Origin of the sequence: Paraburkholderia sediminicola (assembly GCF_046026895.1) — a bacterium.
Taxonomy (GTDB): Bacteria; Pseudomonadota; Gammaproteobacteria; order Burkholderiales; family Burkholderiaceae; genus Paraburkholderia; species Paraburkholderia sediminicola_C.
In genome coordinates this window covers 1-17,540 of sequence record NZ_JAQQEU010000057.1, presented here as the reverse complement: position 1 = coordinate 17,540, position 17,540 = coordinate 1, and the positions used below count along the sequence as shown (strand labels likewise).

Below are 17,540 nucleotides of genomic sequence, written 5' to 3'. Positions count from 1 at the left end.
AGCGACTTCCTCGGCATCGTTCAGACGGCCAATCGAAATACTTCTGACCAGACTTCTCTCGAGCTGCACCTTGGCGCGAGCCTGACTACGAGCGGCACCAGCGTTCCGGATTGTTGCTCATCATGACGGCATCCGCACCCGCTTCGATGAAGAGCCGTGCCGAAGCCAATCCGATTTCATTGTCTCCGCCGGGTGATAACCGCCGCCGTCTTTCAACTCCATGTGCGTCCTCCGCGGAAGTCAGAACGTGGAAAAGACATCAACACAACAGCGTGCCGAGGTTGACGCTCCCTACGCGCTCTCTCGTTGCGACTATTTTTTCATTGCCATCCTTCCGGACCCGCAGTTCGATCGTCGAAGTCTGATCAGTCAAACCCGAGAACCGGAAATCGCCGAAATGGTCAGTCGTTGTCGTGCGTTCGTTTCCGCTGGCGGAGTCGCGCAACACGACTTCAACACCTTCCATGTTTCGCAGGCCGCCGTCAGCAGCGGCTTCGCAGACATTGCCTGCTACCAGATGGCTTAAAGCGTCATCCAGATTGCGGTAGAACACGCGAGGTCTGGTCCCGAACTCCGGATGAATGACCGTCAGGTGTTCGCTCTTCACCATTTCTTCGAGTTCCCCGTCTGGTATGTTTAGCGCACGCAGCGCCTTTGTTGGGCAGGCTTGTGCGCAACGCGGTTCTTTCCATCCGGCGTCAAGCAGGTGCGCATCAAAATTCCAGTTCTGCGGCACCTGTTCCTGTTCGTTCCATTCAATCATGCCGTAAGGGCACGTCGTTACCAGATCCCGTCGGCCGCGAGACTTCTCCGGGTCGATGACTACGACGCCGTCCGGGCGTTTATAGATTGCCCCATCGCCTGCTGCCTTAATACATGGCGCGTTGTCGCAGTGATTGCACATCTTAGGAATGTAAGTCACGTCCACCAGCGATCCCTCGCCGCGAACGTGGCGTTCGACATGAATCGTATCGAGGCCCTCGGGAGGGTGCGGTGCCGAATAGCCCGGGAACGCATTGCCGGTGTACTCGTCCTTTGTGGAGATCACGCAGTTTCTGCAATTGATGCAGAGCGAAACGTCCACGACCATCGCCCAGCCCGTCATGCTGCCTTTTCCATTTTGGTGTCCCATTTCTCTACCTCCACCCAGCAAGTGTTGGGAATAATCCCATCTGCGGTCTCGCTCATCTTTCGCCCCGGGGTCAGGAGGTTGAGACAACCTCCGCGGTCAACCATACCTACCGAAGTCTGGATGAGATCGAGTTCGCTGCATGATTCGTTTCCGCGTGCAACGCCATCCTTGATGAGCTGCGAAACATCTATTGCGCAGATGACCGATGCCTGGGCGTTATAGACACGCACCAGATCGCCCGACCGGACGCCACGCGCCGATGCGTCGGTGGGGCTCATTCGCAGCACCCAGTACCGATAGCCTCCAACGTTCATCCTGTGCTCATTGATCGTGCTGATATGGCTGTTCTTCCCATCAGCCTGGGTATGGAAGCTGTAGACCGGGTGATTGGTCACGAGTTGTAGCGGGAACCTTAGCTTTACACCGGTCTGACTGTTGATATAGCGGTTGACAGCCGGCCGCGCGGGATCGATCTGCTCGATACGGCGCAGGCTGGACGGGATGAACTCGAACTTGCCCGATTGCGTTGCAAGTCCCTGGCTGAATCCATTCGAATACACGCCGGGAAGGGGATTCGCTTCCGGCAGGTCTTTGGTGCGGCCCTCTGCAAACCAGCGCATGTCCACCGGCTGCTTGTCATCGTCCTTGGGAGGCGGCACGACGTGATAGCCCTTCTGCAGGAATTTCTTCCAGCTGGTCTGACTGGGCAGGTCCGTCGAGTTGAATATGCGCTCACACCAGGTCAGTTCCGATCCACCGCCTTCCGAGTACATGCCGCCGTAGCCGAGTCTTGTCAGGATCTCCAGGAAAATCTGATAGTCTGACTTGGATTCGCCGAGAGGCTCGATGCATTTGTGCTGCATGATCATCATGCGGTGATTGAGCTGGGTCTGTGCGTGCTGGATGTAGCCGCCGCTGTTTGCCCATTCGGAAATATCGTCACGTTCGAGCGCGGTACACGCTGGCAGGATGATGTCTGCAAACTGCGCTTCGTTTTCCATCCATACCGATTGATTGACGACGAACTCAAGGGATGGATGACGATACGCTTCGACAAGTCTGTTCGAGCCCGGGACCGTGCCGAAAGAAGACGATCCGTAACGGTACAGCATGTGAACCCGCGAATGACCCAGCTTGGGATATGAGTATTGGCCAAATTGCCCTTCAGTCGAGAAACCGTCCCACAGGTAGCCTTCCGAACTTCCCTGCGTGATGGCCTCGGCAAGCCGTTGGCGAGGGATTGACTGCTTCACCGGATTGATCGTGATGATGTGAGGCATGCGGCAATAGTTGTTGGCCGCGCTCGCAGTGTAGGTGAGATCGCCCGAGATTCCCCCCTCGGCGTAGCCGGGAAAGTAAAAGTTCAGATTCTGGGGGGCGCCGATCTGAAGATTGCCAAAGTTGATGCCGGGCTTCCCCCATCCCTGCATGGCCATCATCATGACGAGGCTTCGCGTCCATTGGGCGCCCGTCTCGGTGCGGCATGCGCCGCCAAAGCCTGCGCCGAGGCCGCCTGCCGCGAGGTAGGTCTTCTTTGACGCCCACAACCTGGCGAGACTGCGGACGTCTTTCGCGGGAATGCCGGTCTCAGCTTCTTGCCACTCCGGCGTCTTCGGCGTGCCGTCTTCTTCACCGAGAACATAAGCACGCCATTCGTCGAAGCCCGTCGTTCTGGAGGCGATGTATTCCTTATCGTAGCTTCCGCTGATCATCCATTCATGCATGACGGCGATCGCGAGTGCCGAATCGGTGCCGGGCTTGATCGGCAGCCATTTTCCACCGAGGAACTGGGCGGACTGCGTCAGGTAGGGGTCGATATGAATGAACTGTATCCCGAGCTGCTTCGCCCACAAGCGACGCTCGGTGCCTTCGAATCCGGCATACACGCCGTTGGTCGACTCGGGATCGCTGGACCAGAAGACGATTACCTCTGCGTGTTCAAGACAGTCCTCCGTCGTGCCGTAAAAGCTCGGTGTGCCCAGACGCAGACTGTTGCCGTAGTGATGCATGGCACCCCAGTACCAGCCTTCCCAGCTAATCGGGCTCATTTCGACGCGGGTGTAGCCAATCAGGTTGCCGAAGCGCTGCATGGCGCTCAGGTAGTAGTTGACGTTGCCCCACTGATGGTGGGCGCCCGTGGCCATCGCGATGGCACCGGGACCATGCTCCTGCTTCATACGGCGGATTTCGCCTGCGACAATGCCGAGCGCCTCGTCCCAACTGATACGTTCGTAGCCTGAAGTCCCTCGGGTTTGAGGATTGCGTTCATCCTTCGGGTCGAAATCGACCCGCTTCATCGGATAAAGAATCCGCTTGTCGGAATACACGAGAGATTTGAGTGAGAGCGCGTGCGGGCTAACGGTTGCACGTCGAGCCGGCGAAAACCGATGGCCCCGTGCAGTGATGGTCCAGCTGGGTCCGTCGTCTTCCGTCAGATCAATGGGCGTTGTCCGGATGATCCTGCCGTCCTTGACGAAGACAAAGACGGGTCCCCCGTTCGTGAGCGTGACATAGCGGGTGGTGCCGTCCTTCATCCGGGTGCCCCTGCGCCAGGAAGCTGTCTTCATCGTATTCACCAACTGGCCGAACCAGACCAGAGCCTGATCGCTGCCGCCCTGCGTGATCTTGAAGTTCTTGAGCGCATCGATCAGGAACGCGTGATCGGTCGTGGGCGCAAGCATCTGGCGTGCCGTGGCCGCATCCATGAAGACAAGCTCGGCATCGGGCTTGGTGTTCACTCCCCAGCGCGCGGACAGAGTGCCATCCTTGAAATGGAGTTGTCTTGCCAGGCTGTTGTCCCGTAGCCGGAGCTGGATTACCCAATTTCCTGAGCACAGATGTTCACGTACGGACGGAAACATGCGCGCCGTCGTGCGCAGAGCGGTCGGCATCAACCACAGTATCAGTACAAGAATGTGTCTTTGCATACGAGTTTTGAACCTGAAATGAAATACGCCTGCGCGTGGCGCAGCGGCTGACTGGGCTGTTGCAGCGAAGCGGTCGCAAATCCGGCCGCGTGTTGTATCATCTTTCTTGTGACGGATGATTTGCGAAACGATGATTCCGTCTGAGATCGATTTATATCGAATGATGTGTTTTGGGATGAATAAAGTCAAGGATCATAGGGAATGCCCTGGTCCAGCGCTTCTAGCTGCCGTCTTTTTTGTCCAGGACCGGACGCCTGTGCGATTGAAGACTACAACGTCAAGGAATGAGCGAATGCCTAAGTCAAACTCCGCCGCGGTCAGAGCCACGAAGGAAGCTGCCGTGCCATCGGTCCCCGCGAAGATACAATCCTCCGAAGTATTTGATGATCGCGGCAGAACCGTTCCCTGGATGGCAAGGACGGTGCACAGGCTGTACGACGCCCAGGCTCAGAAGATTCTTGACCGGGAGAACATCGCAATAGCGTACTGGTATTACCTCCGGGTATTGGCGGAACGCGGCGAGCTGAACCAGCTTGAATTAAGCAAACGTGTGGGTATTGCGTCGACGACAGCAGTGCCGGCCCTGGACAACCTTGAAAAGCGGGGTCTGGTGCAAAGGACGCGAGACCCGAACGACAGACGGAAATATTTTGTCAGTTTGAAGGATGAAGGCAGGCGTCTGGTGGATGAGCTTCTGCCTGAACTGACGGAAATGATCTCTGCCTCGCTCGACGGGATCACCCCGCGAGATATGCGCGTTTTCTGGAAGGTCATGCATCAGGTCGAAAAAAACCTGGCTCGGAAGGCTCAGGACGATTCGGTCGAGGATTGAAGCGGGGAAGTGCCTGAATCTCGTAAGCCCGGTCCACATGGATTCGGGCCCGGCTTGTGTGCAGGGGTCACCACGCACGCCACGAACCGATGGGATGGCACTACTCGCATCCAAGGGCAAACAAGAGCCCGGGACGCGAACCTCGCCCGAATCACGGGAAAGTTGGCATTGCAACTGTGGGGACGCGCTTGCGCGCGGCGGTCAGCGCTGGCGTCGCCGGCGTACAGGTGCCTCTGTACGCCGCCGGGGCATCGCTTAAAAGAAGTGCATGATGCCGAAGTAGCCGCCTTGCTGGTTGTGGCCCGGCAGAGGCTGGGAATCCGCCGTCTCGACCGGGAAAGCCGAGCTTTCGCCATTGAACATCGCTCCAACCGTCAGGTAGAGGAATGTCCGTTTTGACAGGTTGTATGTGGCGGCGATCGCACCAAGATTTCCCTGTCCGCCGCCGTGATTGACGTTGCCGTGGTACCAGGCAGTTTGGAGGGCGAGGGCAGAGGTGGCCTGATACGAGGCGCCTACCCACACCTGCTGGCTGCGTGTCGCGGCGTGAGGATTAAACGGCGTGGCGACCGTGTCCTGTCCGGATGAGAACAGTTGTTGATAGCCGGTATAGAACTTGACTGCGCCTAACTGATACGTTGCACCGACCATGTATTCTTGTGAGGCCGTATATAAGTCTGAAAAATGCCCGTTGACGTCGCGGATTTCTTCATAAACGCCGTAGGCGGCGAAGTTGGTCAGGGTGTACTGTGCACTCACACTGAATTGGCGGTCGCCACGGAAGTTGCCGGCCTGGTTGCCAAATCCGTTTTGGACGCGGAATGAGAAGCCGGCCCAGGCAGGCGAATTGTAGGTGACGACGTTTGATCGTGGACCCCACGCTCGCCCGAATGCGAAGTTGCCAACACCTATTCCCACCTGTTCTGCCAATGGGTCAATGTACCAACCGGTTTCGTCGGTCAGGCTCATCGCCTGTCCGAACCAGATACTGCCGTATTTATCGTCAGCCAGACCGACATACGCATCGCGCGTGAAAATCGAGTTAGGTGGAATCTGACCCGTTCCGGAAGTAAAAAGGCTCTCGAGTTTGAATACTGCATGCAGGCCTCCTCCGAGGTTTTCATCACCTTTCAGCCCGAACCAGCTGTATCCATACTGGTTGCTGCCGAACCTGAAATTATTCTTCGACTGACCGGTCGGTGTCGCGACGTTCGTGACGAAATCGAGACCCGCTGCGACGCGTCCATACAGGGTTACACTGCTTTGCGCATAGGCGTTGCAGACGCCACACATCATCAGAGCCGCACATAATGTGATCTTGGGCATTTCGGTATCCTTAGCATAAAGAGTAATCTCAGTAGACTGCTTACGACCTCTTTCGGGCCTATTCAATCAGCTTGCCAGGAAAGGCTTGCCGTTCCAATGCAACGACGAACCGGCACGACGAGTGGGCTCGAAGACCTGCGCCGATCAACCACCTTCCACTACTTGCTTTTGCGAAAGCTTCTCGCGGCCGTCGGCAGATGACGCACGGTAGTCGCGAGCAGAATGGCGCTCGCCTGCACGAGTAGTTGAACTGCGGGACCCGCACCGAGTGCCAGCACGAGCTGACCGAGCTGCGCCATGAAGAGTGCCGCTACAGCACTGGCGACAACACTGCCTTTGCCCCCGGTAAAGGGTGTGCCGCCAACCACTACCGCTGCTATGGCGGGGAGCAGATAGTCATTTCCCGATGTCTGCGAGGCGCTACCAATGAATCCGGCGAGAAGCATCCCGGCTGCGGAGAAGCACACTGCCGACGCGACATAAGCGCCAATCCTGTATTGCAGGACCCTTACGCCGGCGGCCTCTGCCGCACGCGGATTGACGCCCACAGCCACAAAACGCCGGCCGATCGCGGTTTTCCGGGTGACGAACCACGCCGTCACCACGAAAGCGAAGGCGAACAGTACATTGGCGGGCAAGCCAATAAACTGGGCATGTGAGATGGTCTGCATGATGACCGGGACGTTGACCGGAACATTGCCGGTGAGCGAACGGACGCCGCCAATGAGCAGCGCGTTGACTGCCAACGTCGCAACCAGGGGGGTAATCGCAAAGCGCGAGACCAATGTTCCGTTGACGATTCCGACAATCGCACCGACGCACACGGTGAAGATCACTGCAACGCCGATGGAATCGAGACCAAATCCGGTGCGGGCCATCACCACGCCCGCAAGCGAGACCATCCCGATTGCCGACATGTCGAGTCCCCGTTGCTGGATGACCAGTGTCTGGCCCGTCGCGACAATGGCCAGGATGCCCGCAAACGGAAGCATGGCCAGGATGGAACCACGGGTCATGGTCCCCGGCGCGACCACCGAACTGACGGAGAAGAGAAGAAATAGTCCTATCGAGATCCACCAATACTCACCGAATACCGAAATCCGAGCGGACTTCGACTTCGAAGAGGATGACCGCGGAAGATCCGGTACTCTATCTGCCTGATTGCTCACAACACGTCTCATTTCGCCACCGCCATTTCTCTGCTTCTGGAGTAGAGGGCGACAGATGCGAGGATCATCCCGCCCAAAAGATACGACTGCCACGAATCCCCAACGTCCAGGAATGAGGTGACCACATTGACCTGGATGATCAGGAGGGCACCAAGAAGGGAGCCGACAAAAGACCCGCGTCCGCCGAATAAACTAGCTCCGCCGATGACGACGGCCGCAATGCTCGCGAGTGTGTAGTTGATGCCCGCGCTCGGATCGCCTGAACCGACCTGTGCCATCATCGGCACGGCAGCAACGCCGGCAAGGAGCGAGCAACCCACGTACGCGGTAAGTAACGTCAGATGTGGACGCACACCCGCCATACGGGCTGCTTCAAGCCGGGAGCCCACGCCGCGAAACGTGAGACCAGGCCGGGTCTTGAAGAGAGCGAACTCGAGCGCGATCGCGAGAACAACCGCGAAGATCGCGATAACTGGGACAAATCCCGCCTGCGTACCGATTGCCTCGACCACTGAATCTGCGATCAATCCGCCAGGAACGGGGCGTAACAGGAGGGACGCTGCCTGCAACGCCATGTAGGTGGCTAGCGTCGCGACCATCGGGTGCAGTCGGAAGGGGTCGACCAATATCCAGTTCAATAACCCGACTGCAACGGCGACCAGAAAGACAATTGCCCACCCCGACAACTGGTGCCCCAATGAGGCCCCATCGTTCAGGAAAAACGACTGTATGACGACCATCAACCCCATGAGTGGCCCCACAGATAGATCGATACCTCCTACGAGCATGAGTGCTTGTTGCCCATATGCGACGATAGCCAACGTCGCCACGAGCGCCAGCACCCCACTCAGGTTGCGCGCGGACAGATAGGTTTCGTTCACGTGGGTCGCATAGATGCCGAGTGCACAGACTGCCAGCGCGAGCATGACGAGAGGCGCCCAGTCTCCCGCGGCCCACTTCCAGAATCCGGGGATGCTTGCCGAACCTCTCTCTCGCTCCGTGGTCGCCGTCAGCACCGCGGACGTGATGTTGTTCTCGCTGACAGCAGCGTCGCGCAGTTCCTTGACGATATGTCCGCGAGAGAAGATCAGTACACGGTCACACAGGCCGGCCACCTCAAGCGCATCCGACGAGACCACGATGACGGCGGTGCCGGCCGCAGCAGCCTGGCGGAGTACTTTGTAGATCTCCATCCGTGCGCCAATGTCCACACCCTGCGTTGGTTCATCGACGAGCAGAACCTCCGGATTGCTCGCCAGCACACTGGCCAGTACCAGCTTCTGCTGATTGCCTCCCGACAAAGAGCGAATTGGCGTCTCAACGGACGGAGTCTTGACCGCGAAACCCGCTACTGCCAGTTTTGTACGTCTCGCTTCACTTCTCTGGCTGATCCATCCATGAATTGAATCGAACGGCAGACTGCGGAGCGAGAAATTCTCACGTACGGTTAGTTCACCGAAAATACCATCCCGATGGCGGTCGCCGGGGAGATAGCGGATGCCCGAGGCGGCGGCAGCCTGAGACGTCTGAATTTTCGCCGGTTTTCCGTTGACGGTGACGCTGCCGCGGCTTCGGGCAAGACCGGCGAGGGCACGGATGAATTCGCGCTGTCCGTTGCCGTCAATACCGGCCAGGCCCACGATTTCCCCTTTCCTTAACTGCACCGATACGTCAGTGAAGCCCGTTCCGCGCAGCGATGCCACATCGAGGACCACGCCGGCGTGATCGTTCCCGGCTTTCGGGGGAAACTCGCGGTCAAGCGCTCCGCCGACAATGAGTTCGACGATTTGTTGTTCGCTGAGCCCGGCGGCGTCATACGTGCCTTGTCCTTGCCCGTCGCGCAAAACGGTCAGGCGGTTTGCAATCTTCTGCACTTCGCGAATGCGGTGCGAGATATAAACGACCGAGCAACCCGAGGCCGCCACTTTGCGGATATGCTCAAACAGCCGCTCGACGTCTTCCGCCAACAGATGTTCGGTGGGCTCGTCGAGGACGAGAACCTTAGGCGTGGCAGCGAGAGCCTTGACGATCTCGACGATAAAGCGCTGTTCTGGATTCAGGCTCAATACCCGTTCGGCTGCGTCGATTGCGACGTCGCCACTCCACTGTCGCAGGAGCTGTTGCGCCCATTGCGTTGTGTTCAACAGAGAAGGGCGTTGTTCGGTTGGCACGCCGAGATAGAGATTCTCTGCAACAGTCAGATCTGGCATGAGGGCCGGTTCCTGTCGCACGATCGCCAGGCCGAGTCGCCGCGCCGCGTCGGTGTCGCCTTTGGTTTCTGCGCCGTTGATAACGACACGTCCTTCTTCGGGGACGAGTGCGCCCGCCGCAACCGCCATGAGCGTGGACTTACCTGCGCCGTTCTCGCCGACGAGACCATGTACTTCGCCTGCGAGAACCGAAAAAGTGACGTTATCAAGTGCCCGTACACCGGGAAAGACTTTGGTGACACCGTCGATTTGAAGCAGAGTGGTTTGGTCGTTCATCATTCGTCTCGGGCTTTACTGCTCAAACACTGCCTTGAGCTTTTCAGGGGGAAGGGCGGAGGACAGGTCAGCATCAGGCGGCGCGCTGGGATCGCACTTCGGGTCAAGGCCCTTGGCGCTGTCGGCGTATGCGAAAGGAAGTACAGAGGGCGATTCTTTATCCGTCGTACCCTGATAATTGGCGACACCATGGCGCACTGCGAAGCGCACGTAGGTGGTAGTGCCATCGAGCGTGTAATAGGGAAATGCCGCGCCCGACTTCCTGGCCGACAGGTAGTGGCAGTTCAGCTCGTTATCGCTTGCGATGGTGACGATCGCAGGCACGGGCAGATGTGCCTGCTCGAACGCCTTTGCGGCTGCGAGCGCGGTCACACCATAGTCCGTAACGATGGCGCTAATCTGCGGGTACTGCGCGATAAGGCCCGCGGTGGCTTTCTGCGCATCCACCGGGTTCCAGTTTGTAACGACAAACTGTTCGTTTAGCAGCTTCAGGTTCGGGTATTTCTTGAGTCCGCCCTTCAGACCGTCCATGAAGTTCTGGGATCCGGTAGCGCCGGGCGATCCACCCATGAATACGACGTTGCCTTTCTTAAGGGTTGTTCCAAGCCAGTCGGCCCAAAGCACACCAATCTGCTTCGTGTCCCCCACGACATTGATGACATAGTCGCGTCCGACCACCCCGGATATCTGTGCCGAGTACGGTACGACCGATACACCGGCTTTCATGGCCGCACGCATGGCCGGGAGTTGCACTGCGCCGAAATCCGGAAGCATGATCAGGACATTCACGCCTTGTGCCACCATGCTGTTAATGTCGGAGTTCGCCTTTTGCGGATCGCCGTTGGCATTGCTGTAGATGATCCGCTTGACGTTCTTGCAGCGGCTGAGTTCGTCCTTGACTTCGGCTAGACCGGTCTTGCGCCAGGTGTTGCCACCGTATCCGTCAGACACGCCGACGATCATCGGCTTCATGCCACAGAGAGGGGTGATGTCGCCTTGACGGTTCGTCAGGGAATCGTCTGCCGCGTGCGCGGCGGTACAAAGCAGAATCGCCGGGATGAGCGTGGCAAGGTTGCGGAGCAGACCCCGGACAACCTGCCTGCCTGGACGGTCTTCCCGGTTCTGCCAGGCTGTGCGGTCTGTGGAAGCCTTTTTCCCGACAGACGACTCACCTTCCAGAACGAACTGATTTGGCATTTTTGGCGCCGCAGCTTGCCAGACACGAAACTTGTCGAACATGACGATCCTCAAGGTAGGTAGTGAAGTCGGATTCGAAAACGAGTTGAGTCGCATCTCGAACCCGGCAGTTATCTTTTGCATACCAGCCGCGTTACTGGAAATGGCTCGCACCGGAATAGATGCTTGCGAGTTGTGCCCATCGCGCAATCCGGATGGGTGACACAACCCGGCATAAAACCGGTGCATGGAAGTGGTGATCTCCTTTTATGTATTTAATAAAAACTTTGTCTACCCTCATTGGACGCTGTGGAAAAGGGCTGCCCCCCACAGCGTCCAACGCGGCATGAATTTATCCGATATCATGCTATGTACGATCGATTGATATCGAATAATGTGTTTCGGGATGAACAAAGTCAAGAGTCCTGGGGAATGTCCCTAGCGGAGGGCATAGAGGCGATTTGGCAGCACGTTGGCGCGGCTGTGGGAGAGGTACTTCGACCATCAATCAAAAGCGGACGCGTGGAGCAAGTCGCTCTCGCGAGCCGAGGCAGGACCTGCAGCCCGGATCGCCAGAACTCAATAGTTCACGTTGTGATTGATGAGGATGGCTGGTCAACTGATTTGCACGCGAAAGGAGGCCGCATGTCGCGTCCGGACTGCAGTTCGCCATGCCCGCGGGTCGAGGCGCATGCGCATCGGCCCCCCTGAGTCCCGCAAGCCGGCGCTGGCCGGCTAGTCTACGATCGTGCCGTCACTAGACCTTTCAGTGAGGTTTTGCGCGATCTGATGCATGACCTGCCAGAAGATGCACCTCTCCTCGGTTGTCACCCCGTCAAAAGAGCCGGAAATCATTCGGATGATCGCGGGCATCAGTTCATCTACCAGACGTCTGCCGTCGTCAGTGAGGCCGACGTAGTACTTGCGCCGATCCTTCGGATCGCGAGTTCTCGTTATCAGGCCACGCTTTTCCATGCTGTCCAAAGCCGGTACAGCAGTAGTCGAGGCGATTCCCACCCGTTTGCTCAGTTCCAGTTGATTGAGCTCACCCCGCTCGGCCAGCACCCGCAGGTAGTACCAATGCGCAATGGAGACTCTCTCCCTGTCGAGGATCTTCTGTGCTTCGACGTTGTACAGGCGATGCAGTGTTCGGGTCATCCACGGAACAGTTCTGCCGCGATCGTCGAACCTCTCCCGAGGTTCCTTTTCCAGTGAGTCACACGGCGACCCGGTCGTATCCGAGGCCATATCGATTGTGGTGGGGTCGGGCTTAGCCATTCGCTCATTCCTCTACAGATAAATATGAACCGGCTACGCGCCGGGTCGCCCCGGAAGAATCATGGCGTCGTTCCAGGGAATTCCCTGGCGCCCTTGACTTTGTTCGTTCTGAAACGCATCATTCGATGTAGAACGATCGCTAACGGAATCATCGTAACACAAATGATCCGATCTGGATGGCGCCATGTTTTCGTGGGTTGATGGCGCTGTTCCGGGCGGAACGCGTCGCTCCCGCATTGCATTGAGCCGAAATGTCCGCGCGCGGAAGAACAAAGCGAATCGTCAGCAATTCGCAAACGTTTTATCGAGGCGCCAGCCCCATCGGAACGTTTGATGTTTGTCTGGCTGCCGTTGGTTTGGAAGAGTTGGAACCTTTACTTCACTACTTACGTCGAGGATCAGCATCATGGAAAAACTGCCACTTTGGGAAGCCGCCAAACGCGAAATGGAGGAGTATCAGTTCATCGCGGGACCTGAACTGCAGCCCAAATGGGACGTTCCTGAAAAAATCGCAATCAATGCGGCCGTGTCTGGCCGCTTCGAAACGAGCACGTCATTTGAGGAATACGTGGACGCGGCGTCCAGCGTGATCGAGGCCGGCGCATGCGGCGTTCACATCGACTTTTCATGGATGACCGACGCACAGGGTCGACGCCTTGACCGGGACATTCCTCCGGTCGAAGCCTATTCCGCCGTTCTGGAGCCGCTCAGGGCGCGGTTTGGCAACGACTTTGTCCCTAACCTGAACGTGCTCCACGGAACGACCTTCGACATGTGCATGAGTCCAGCGCGCGCCGGATTGACCGAGGTAGCGCCATGCGCTCCAGGTCACCCGGAGGCCTTCATGGTGCCGGCAATCGAGGCACTCGAGGCCGCTGGCGTCAAGCCGGAACTTGCAATCCATAGCTCTGGGGAGATCGAACTTGCGAAGCGCAAGCTGATCGATACGGGCATTCTCAAGAAACCATACAACTGGCTGATTCTGTACGGGCTGCCGTTCAACGTCGGCCGTACCCTGGTTTCGGGCACGTGGGTCAGCAATGCTCGGGATATGACCCAGCACATGTTCCTGATGGTCGACCAGATTCGCCAGATCGACCCGACCTCGGTAATCAGTGTTTGTGCGGCGGGACGCGCAAGCCTGTACATGACGACGCTTGCCACGATGATGGGCTTGCACATCCGGATCGGGACGGAAGATACACCGTGGAAGTACCCGAACAGCGACGAGCGTCTGAAGGACAACCTCGAAATGTTCAACATGGCGCGTGACATCGCTGGCCTTCTCGGACGCACTCCGGCAACGGCGAACGAGTACCGGGCGTTCGTTGGAAAGCCCGCGCGCTAGTAACGTTTGGTCGCTATGGCGCCGTGAGAGCGGCGCCGTTCATGAAGAGTGATTGATCGACGTTGACGACGAAATGCAATGCGGGGAATCTTGGCGATACGGTTGGCGATCGGATTCTGTAGCTTTGCAAAGTCGGAATAAATTGTCCTTCAGGCCTTGGCGTGCTCGCCGCGTGCCTGAACGCTTCACGGGGCACGCCGACCGTGAGCGTTCTACAACCGAGGAGAGTAACAAATGAGTGATCAGACAAAAGGCGGCGAGCCTCCCGTGCAACTGTGGACCCGTGACGGGTTCATGGGCGCAATTTCTGTCGTTACCCGGTCGACGTACGCGCCAGACTACCTTTCTGTGGAGGGTCAGCATGCACCACGACGGTCGGTTCTTGACAGGTTGATACCTGACGATCGGGATAATCCGGATGCTCTTGCGACTACCGTGGCGACGTCCAGGCTGGGTATCAGGTTGCTCGTGTCCGGCCGGCGCAAGCCCATGCCGTATGTGGTTCGAAATGTCGAGGCGGACGAAATCCATTTCATCCAGTCGGGCAATGTCAAATTCGAAACGGACGTTGGCTGTATTACCGCTGATGAAGGTGACTTTGTTTGTATTCCGCGTGCGATAGCGTATCGATACGCGCCGACGGGCGATGCGATGCGCAGCGTCATCGTCGAGAGCCCATCGGCATTGAAACTTTCGCCGCCGGCGCCGACAGGAATGGTCAACGTTGCGCGGGACGTGGAGTATGCCACTGTGGGTGCCGACATTCCCGCGGGCGGCCCAACGAAACTGATCCTGAAGACCCTCGACGGAGAGAACACGGTGTTTACGATGCCGCATGACCCGCTTTCGCTCGGCATGCAATTGTCGGAGTCCGTTCCGGTTTGGAAACTCAACCTCAACAAGATTCAGGTTCTCACCTATTTGCCTGAAGGCGGACCTCCGAGTCAGTTTTTGTCGTCCACCGCGGGTGACGTTCTGATGTTCAACCTCAGCTCACGTCCGTCGAATCGACCACCGATTCACATCAATGCGGACTTCGATGAGGTGATCTGCTATGTGCGTGGTCCCGGTGCCTGGGGAGGGTGCTCGGAACCGGGAACGCTGACCTGGGTGCCAAAAGGTGTGATTCATCACGGACCTTCCGAGAACGTTAAGGAGGCCTATCAGGCCTGGTTGATGGAAACACGTGCAACCCTTCGTTGGACGCCGGCTGCAATCGCGGCGTCACAGTTGATGGAAACCGGCGAATACGGGCCGCATCCGAGCGAGCTTCGCCATTCGTAAAGCGAAACAGGAGGCACAAAGTGGACTCGAGGCTTCAACAGTTTCTGGACGAGGCGGAAATCAAGCGCGTCCATATCCGCTACTGCCGGGGCATTGACCGGATGGACTGGGACCTTGTGCGGTCCTGCTATCACCCGGATGCGATTGATCGACACGGGGCCTACAACGGAGGCGTCGAAGGCTTCATTAAATGGGCTGCAGAACTGTTGCCGAACTTTGAGTGCACGCAGCACTTCACCGGCAATCAGTACGTTCAGGTGGATGGCGACGTGGCTTACGCGGAGCACTACGCGCAGGCACTACACAGGACAAAACCTGTTGACGGCGAGATGGCAGCGGACTGGGTTGTGAACGTCCGGTATGTGGACCGGATGGAACGACGACACGGGCAATGGCGCATCGCCGACCGGGTTGTCGTACTGGATTCCCAACGTTCGGACCCGGTCCCGGCCGAGTCAGCGCCGTTGGAGAACTCCAACGTTGGGCGCCGCGATAGGGATGATCCGTCATATAAGTATGGGCTTGTATAAGCAGTTCATGGCGGTCTATGGTCGTCTATTTTGAAGTCACTCATTGGTTTCGAGGGAGCAATGGAAAAACGTTTTCGTGTGGGTATCGTCGGGTTGAGCGCTGAGCGCGGCTGGGCAACTACCGCTCATATTCCGGCCTTACGAGCGCTGGCTGATGTGTTTGAGATTGCTGGTGTAGCAAACACCAGTCTGGCGAGCGCGCAGGCCGCTGCCGCCGCTTATGACATTCCACGCGCCTTCGAGAACGTGGCGGAACTCGTCGCGTCTCCAGAGATTGACTTCGTGGTGGTCACGGTGAAGGTCCCCTACCATAAGGAAGTCGTCTCGGCGGCGCTTGAGGCCCGAAAAGCAGTCTATTGTGAATGGCCGCTTGGAAACGGACTTGGGGAAGCCACCGAACTCGCTCGTCTCGCGAATGAGTCGAAGGCACTGGCCGTTATTGGAACTCAAGCGATCGCCTCTCCTGAACTAGGATTCATTCGCAAACTTATTGATGAGGGATACGTAGGAGACGTTTTGTCGTCGACCTATATCAGTGCTGGGGTCAGCTGGGGCGACCACATTCCGCGCGGTGATGCTTATGCCATGGATTCCAGAAACGGCGCAACCCTGCTTTCGGTCATTGGTGGACATGCCATTGCGGCGGCGCAAAATATACTAGGGCCTATCCGGGAGATCGATGCCGTATTGTCCTGCCGTCGGCAAACTGTGAGCATCACCGAGACCGGCGAGAGCGTTCCGATGAAGACGCCCGATCATGTGATGATCAACGCAGTGCTCGACTCCGGCGCGCCCCTGTCTCTGCAGCTTCGTGGTGGGTTGCCGCGCGGAACCCGCTTGCTATGGGAGATCAATGGAACCGAAGGCGATCTGCGCATCACCGCGGCGGTCGAACAGGCTCCTGTGGTGAACATCTCGCCGCTGCGCGTGGAAGGTGGCCGTAAAGGCCAGGAGGGCTACATCGCGCTCGAGATACCGCAATCGTTTTACTTTGGTCTTGAGGATGCGGTAGCTGCCCGAAACGTGGCCGGAATATACCGGTTAGTGGCTGACGATCTGCGCCTGGGCACCCGAACGGCGCCCAATTTCAATGACGCGCTCGCCCTTCACAAGGTTCTATCAGCGATTGAACAGTCTGATCAGACGGGCCGACGGGTACGAGTCGGCTGATCACTGTATGGCTCGCTTCTCCGGCGACGGCTTCCAGGCGAAACCTGTGTCAAGCGCGGCTTTTTGGCGCCGCGCGGGCGTCGTGCGTCCGTTCCGATCGTCAATCCGCGTGATCTACGCGGTCAGTGCAGGAGACAAACGATGAAACGCGCTTCGGTCGTCAACGTCCAGGAGTTCATCGACGAGCACCCGTTCGGCCGCTTTCAACTACTCGTTTTTTTCATGTGCTTCGTGATTGTCCTGCTGGACGGTTTCGACACCGCGGCAATCGGTTTCATCGCGCCGTCGTTACTGACGGAGCGGCATCTTGCAAAGCCCGACCTTGCGCCCGTCCTGAGTGCCGCGCTGTTCGGCCTCGCGTTTGGTGCGCTCGTGTGCGGCCCTTTGTCCGATCGTGTTGGAAGACGGTCGCTGATGGTCGCGTCGGTGTTTCTCTTCGGTGTGGCCAGTGTCGTGTCCGCGTTGTCGACGAACATGGCTCAACTGACTGTGCTGCGTTTCATGACGGGCATCGGCCTTGGCGCAGCGATGGCTAACGCGGTGACAATGATGGACGAATTCTGCCCGACCGGGCGCCGTGCAACTGTCACCAGCCTGATGTGCTGCGGATTCCCGCTCGGCGCGGCTTGCGGAGGATCGATTGCGGCGTGGCTCGTCCCCCATGCCGGCTGGCGAAGCGTTCTGATGCTGGGCGGCGTCACGCCGATACTTCACAGCATTTTATTAATGCGCAAGATGCCGGAGTCGGTACGCTTCATGGTTGCAAATGGGCGGCCCGTAGCACGGGTTTGCGCAATTCTGGCGCGCATCTCGGATGAAGCAGTCAATGCACGTGGCTTCGAACTGACCGAGAACGCGCCGGTAACGGGCGACAACGGGCTT

At 58.0% G+C, this 17,540-nt stretch carries 13 protein-coding genes; 6 read left to right on the top strand and 7 right to left on the bottom strand.

Annotated elements, in window-relative coordinates:
- Positions 1-259 precede the first annotated feature (259 nt).
- Positions 260-1,132, bottom strand: a complete 873-nt coding sequence (locus PQR02_RS29295) for a 4Fe-4S dicluster domain-containing protein (RefSeq protein WP_408239736.1) — start codon at positions 1,130-1,132, stop codon at positions 260-262.
- Positions 1,102-4,059, bottom strand: coding sequence for a molybdopterin-dependent oxidoreductase (locus PQR02_RS29290; RefSeq protein WP_408239814.1), 2,958 nt, complete (start codon positions 4,057-4,059; stop codon positions 1,102-1,104). The genes PQR02_RS29295 and PQR02_RS29290 overlap by 31 nt, the downstream gene beginning before the upstream one ends.
- Positions 4,060-4,351: 292 nt before the next feature.
- Here PQR02_RS29290 and PQR02_RS29285 point away from each other — a divergent pair, with 292 nt between their 5' ends.
- The gene (locus PQR02_RS29285; RefSeq protein WP_408239733.1) at positions 4,352-4,891 is read left to right on the top strand and encodes a MarR family winged helix-turn-helix transcriptional regulator; all 540 of its coding nucleotides are present in this window, start codon (positions 4,352-4,354) and stop codon (positions 4,889-4,891) included.
- Between the two features lie 255 nt (positions 4,892-5,146).
- Here PQR02_RS29285 and PQR02_RS29280 read toward each other — a convergent pair whose 3' ends face one another.
- From PQR02_RS29280 to PQR02_RS29260, 5 genes are all read right to left on the bottom strand, one after another.
- Positions 5,147-6,217, bottom strand: a complete 1,071-nt coding sequence (locus PQR02_RS29280) for a porin (RefSeq protein ID WP_408239730.1) — start codon at positions 6,215-6,217, stop codon at positions 5,147-5,149.
- Positions 6,218-6,375: 158 nt separating this feature from the next.
- Positions 6,376-7,233: an ABC transporter permease gene (locus PQR02_RS29275; RefSeq protein WP_408239727.1), complete on the bottom strand. Its 858-nt coding sequence runs from the start codon at positions 7,231-7,233 to the stop codon at positions 6,376-6,378.
- Positions 7,234-7,394: 161 nt separating this feature from the next.
- A complete protein-coding gene (locus tag PQR02_RS29270) occupies positions 7,395-9,872 on the bottom strand; it encodes an ATP-binding cassette domain-containing protein (protein WP_408239724.1) in 2,478 nt (825 codons plus the stop codon).
- 15 nt (positions 9,873-9,887) lie between these two features.
- On the bottom strand, positions 9,888-11,111 hold the full coding sequence (locus PQR02_RS29265; RefSeq protein WP_408239721.1) for a substrate-binding domain-containing protein: 1,224 nt from the start codon (positions 11,109-11,111) through the stop codon (positions 9,888-9,890).
- 672 nt (positions 11,112-11,783) lie between these two features.
- On the bottom strand, positions 11,784-12,326 hold the full coding sequence (locus PQR02_RS29260) for a MarR family winged helix-turn-helix transcriptional regulator (protein WP_408239718.1): 543 nt from the start codon (positions 12,324-12,326) through the stop codon (positions 11,784-11,786).
- 406 nt (positions 12,327-12,732) lie between these two features.
- Here PQR02_RS29260 and PQR02_RS29255 point away from each other — a divergent pair, with 406 nt between their 5' ends.
- The 5 genes from PQR02_RS29255 to PQR02_RS29235 form a co-directional block, all read left to right on the top strand.
- Positions 12,733-13,674: a 3-keto-5-aminohexanoate cleavage protein gene (locus PQR02_RS29255; protein ID WP_459252054.1), complete on the top strand. Its 942-nt coding sequence runs from the start codon at positions 12,733-12,735 to the stop codon at positions 13,672-13,674.
- A gap of 234 nt (positions 13,675-13,908) precedes the next feature.
- Complete coding sequence (locus PQR02_RS29250; RefSeq protein WP_408239715.1) at positions 13,909-14,958, top strand: cupin domain-containing protein; 1,050 nt, start codon at positions 13,909-13,911, stop codon at positions 14,956-14,958.
- Between the two features lie 20 nt (positions 14,959-14,978).
- Entirely contained in the window at positions 14,979-15,488 is a 510-nt protein-coding gene (locus PQR02_RS29245; protein ID WP_408239712.1) for a nuclear transport factor 2 family protein, read from the top strand.
- 60 nt (positions 15,489-15,548) lie between these two features.
- Positions 15,549-16,658 (top strand): Gfo/Idh/MocA family protein, encoded by a 1,110-nt coding sequence (locus tag PQR02_RS29240; protein WP_408239709.1) that lies wholly within the window; start codon positions 15,549-15,551, stop codon positions 16,656-16,658.
- A gap of 141 nt (positions 16,659-16,799) precedes the next feature.
- Positions 16,800-17,540: MFS transporter (locus PQR02_RS29235; RefSeq protein WP_408239706.1), on the top strand; the 741-nt coding region annotated here is incomplete at its 3' end.

Bases quoted from the DNA above. Each gene is read 5' to 3' on its own strand.
- PQR02_RS29295 (WP_408239736.1), bottom strand. From the start codon at position 1,132: ATGGGACACCAAAATGGAAAAGGCAGCATGACGGGCTGGGCGATGGTC.
- PQR02_RS29250 (WP_408239715.1), top strand. From the start codon at position 13,909: ATGAGTGATCAGACAAAAGGCGGCGAGCCTCCCGTGCAACTGTGGACC.
- PQR02_RS29275 (WP_408239727.1), bottom strand. From the start codon at position 7,233: ATGACCCGTGGTTCCATCCTGGCCATGCTTCCGTTTGCGGGCATCCTG.
- PQR02_RS29255 (WP_459252054.1), top strand. From the start codon at position 12,733: ATGGAAAAACTGCCACTTTGGGAAGCCGCCAAACGCGAAATGGAGGAG.
- PQR02_RS29290 (WP_408239814.1), bottom strand. From the start codon at position 4,059: ATGCAAAGACACATTCTTGTACTGATACTGTGGTTGATGCCGACCGCT.
- PQR02_RS29265 (WP_408239721.1), bottom strand. From the start codon at position 11,111: ATGTTCGACAAGTTTCGTGTCTGGCAAGCTGCGGCGCCAAAAATGCCA.
- PQR02_RS29240 (WP_408239709.1), top strand. From the start codon at position 15,549: ATGGAAAAACGTTTTCGTGTGGGTATCGTCGGGTTGAGCGCTGAGCGC.
- PQR02_RS29270 (WP_408239724.1), bottom strand. From the start codon at position 9,872: ATGAACGACCAAACCACTCTGCTTCAAATCGACGGTGTCACCAAAGTC.
- PQR02_RS29260 (WP_408239718.1), bottom strand. From the start codon at position 12,326: ATGGCTAAGCCCGACCCCACCACAATCGATATGGCCTCGGATACGACC.
- PQR02_RS29285 (WP_408239733.1), top strand. From the start codon at position 4,352: ATGCCTAAGTCAAACTCCGCCGCGGTCAGAGCCACGAAGGAAGCTGCC.
- PQR02_RS29280 (WP_408239730.1), bottom strand. From the start codon at position 6,217: ATGCCCAAGATCACATTATGTGCGGCTCTGATGATGTGTGGCGTCTGC.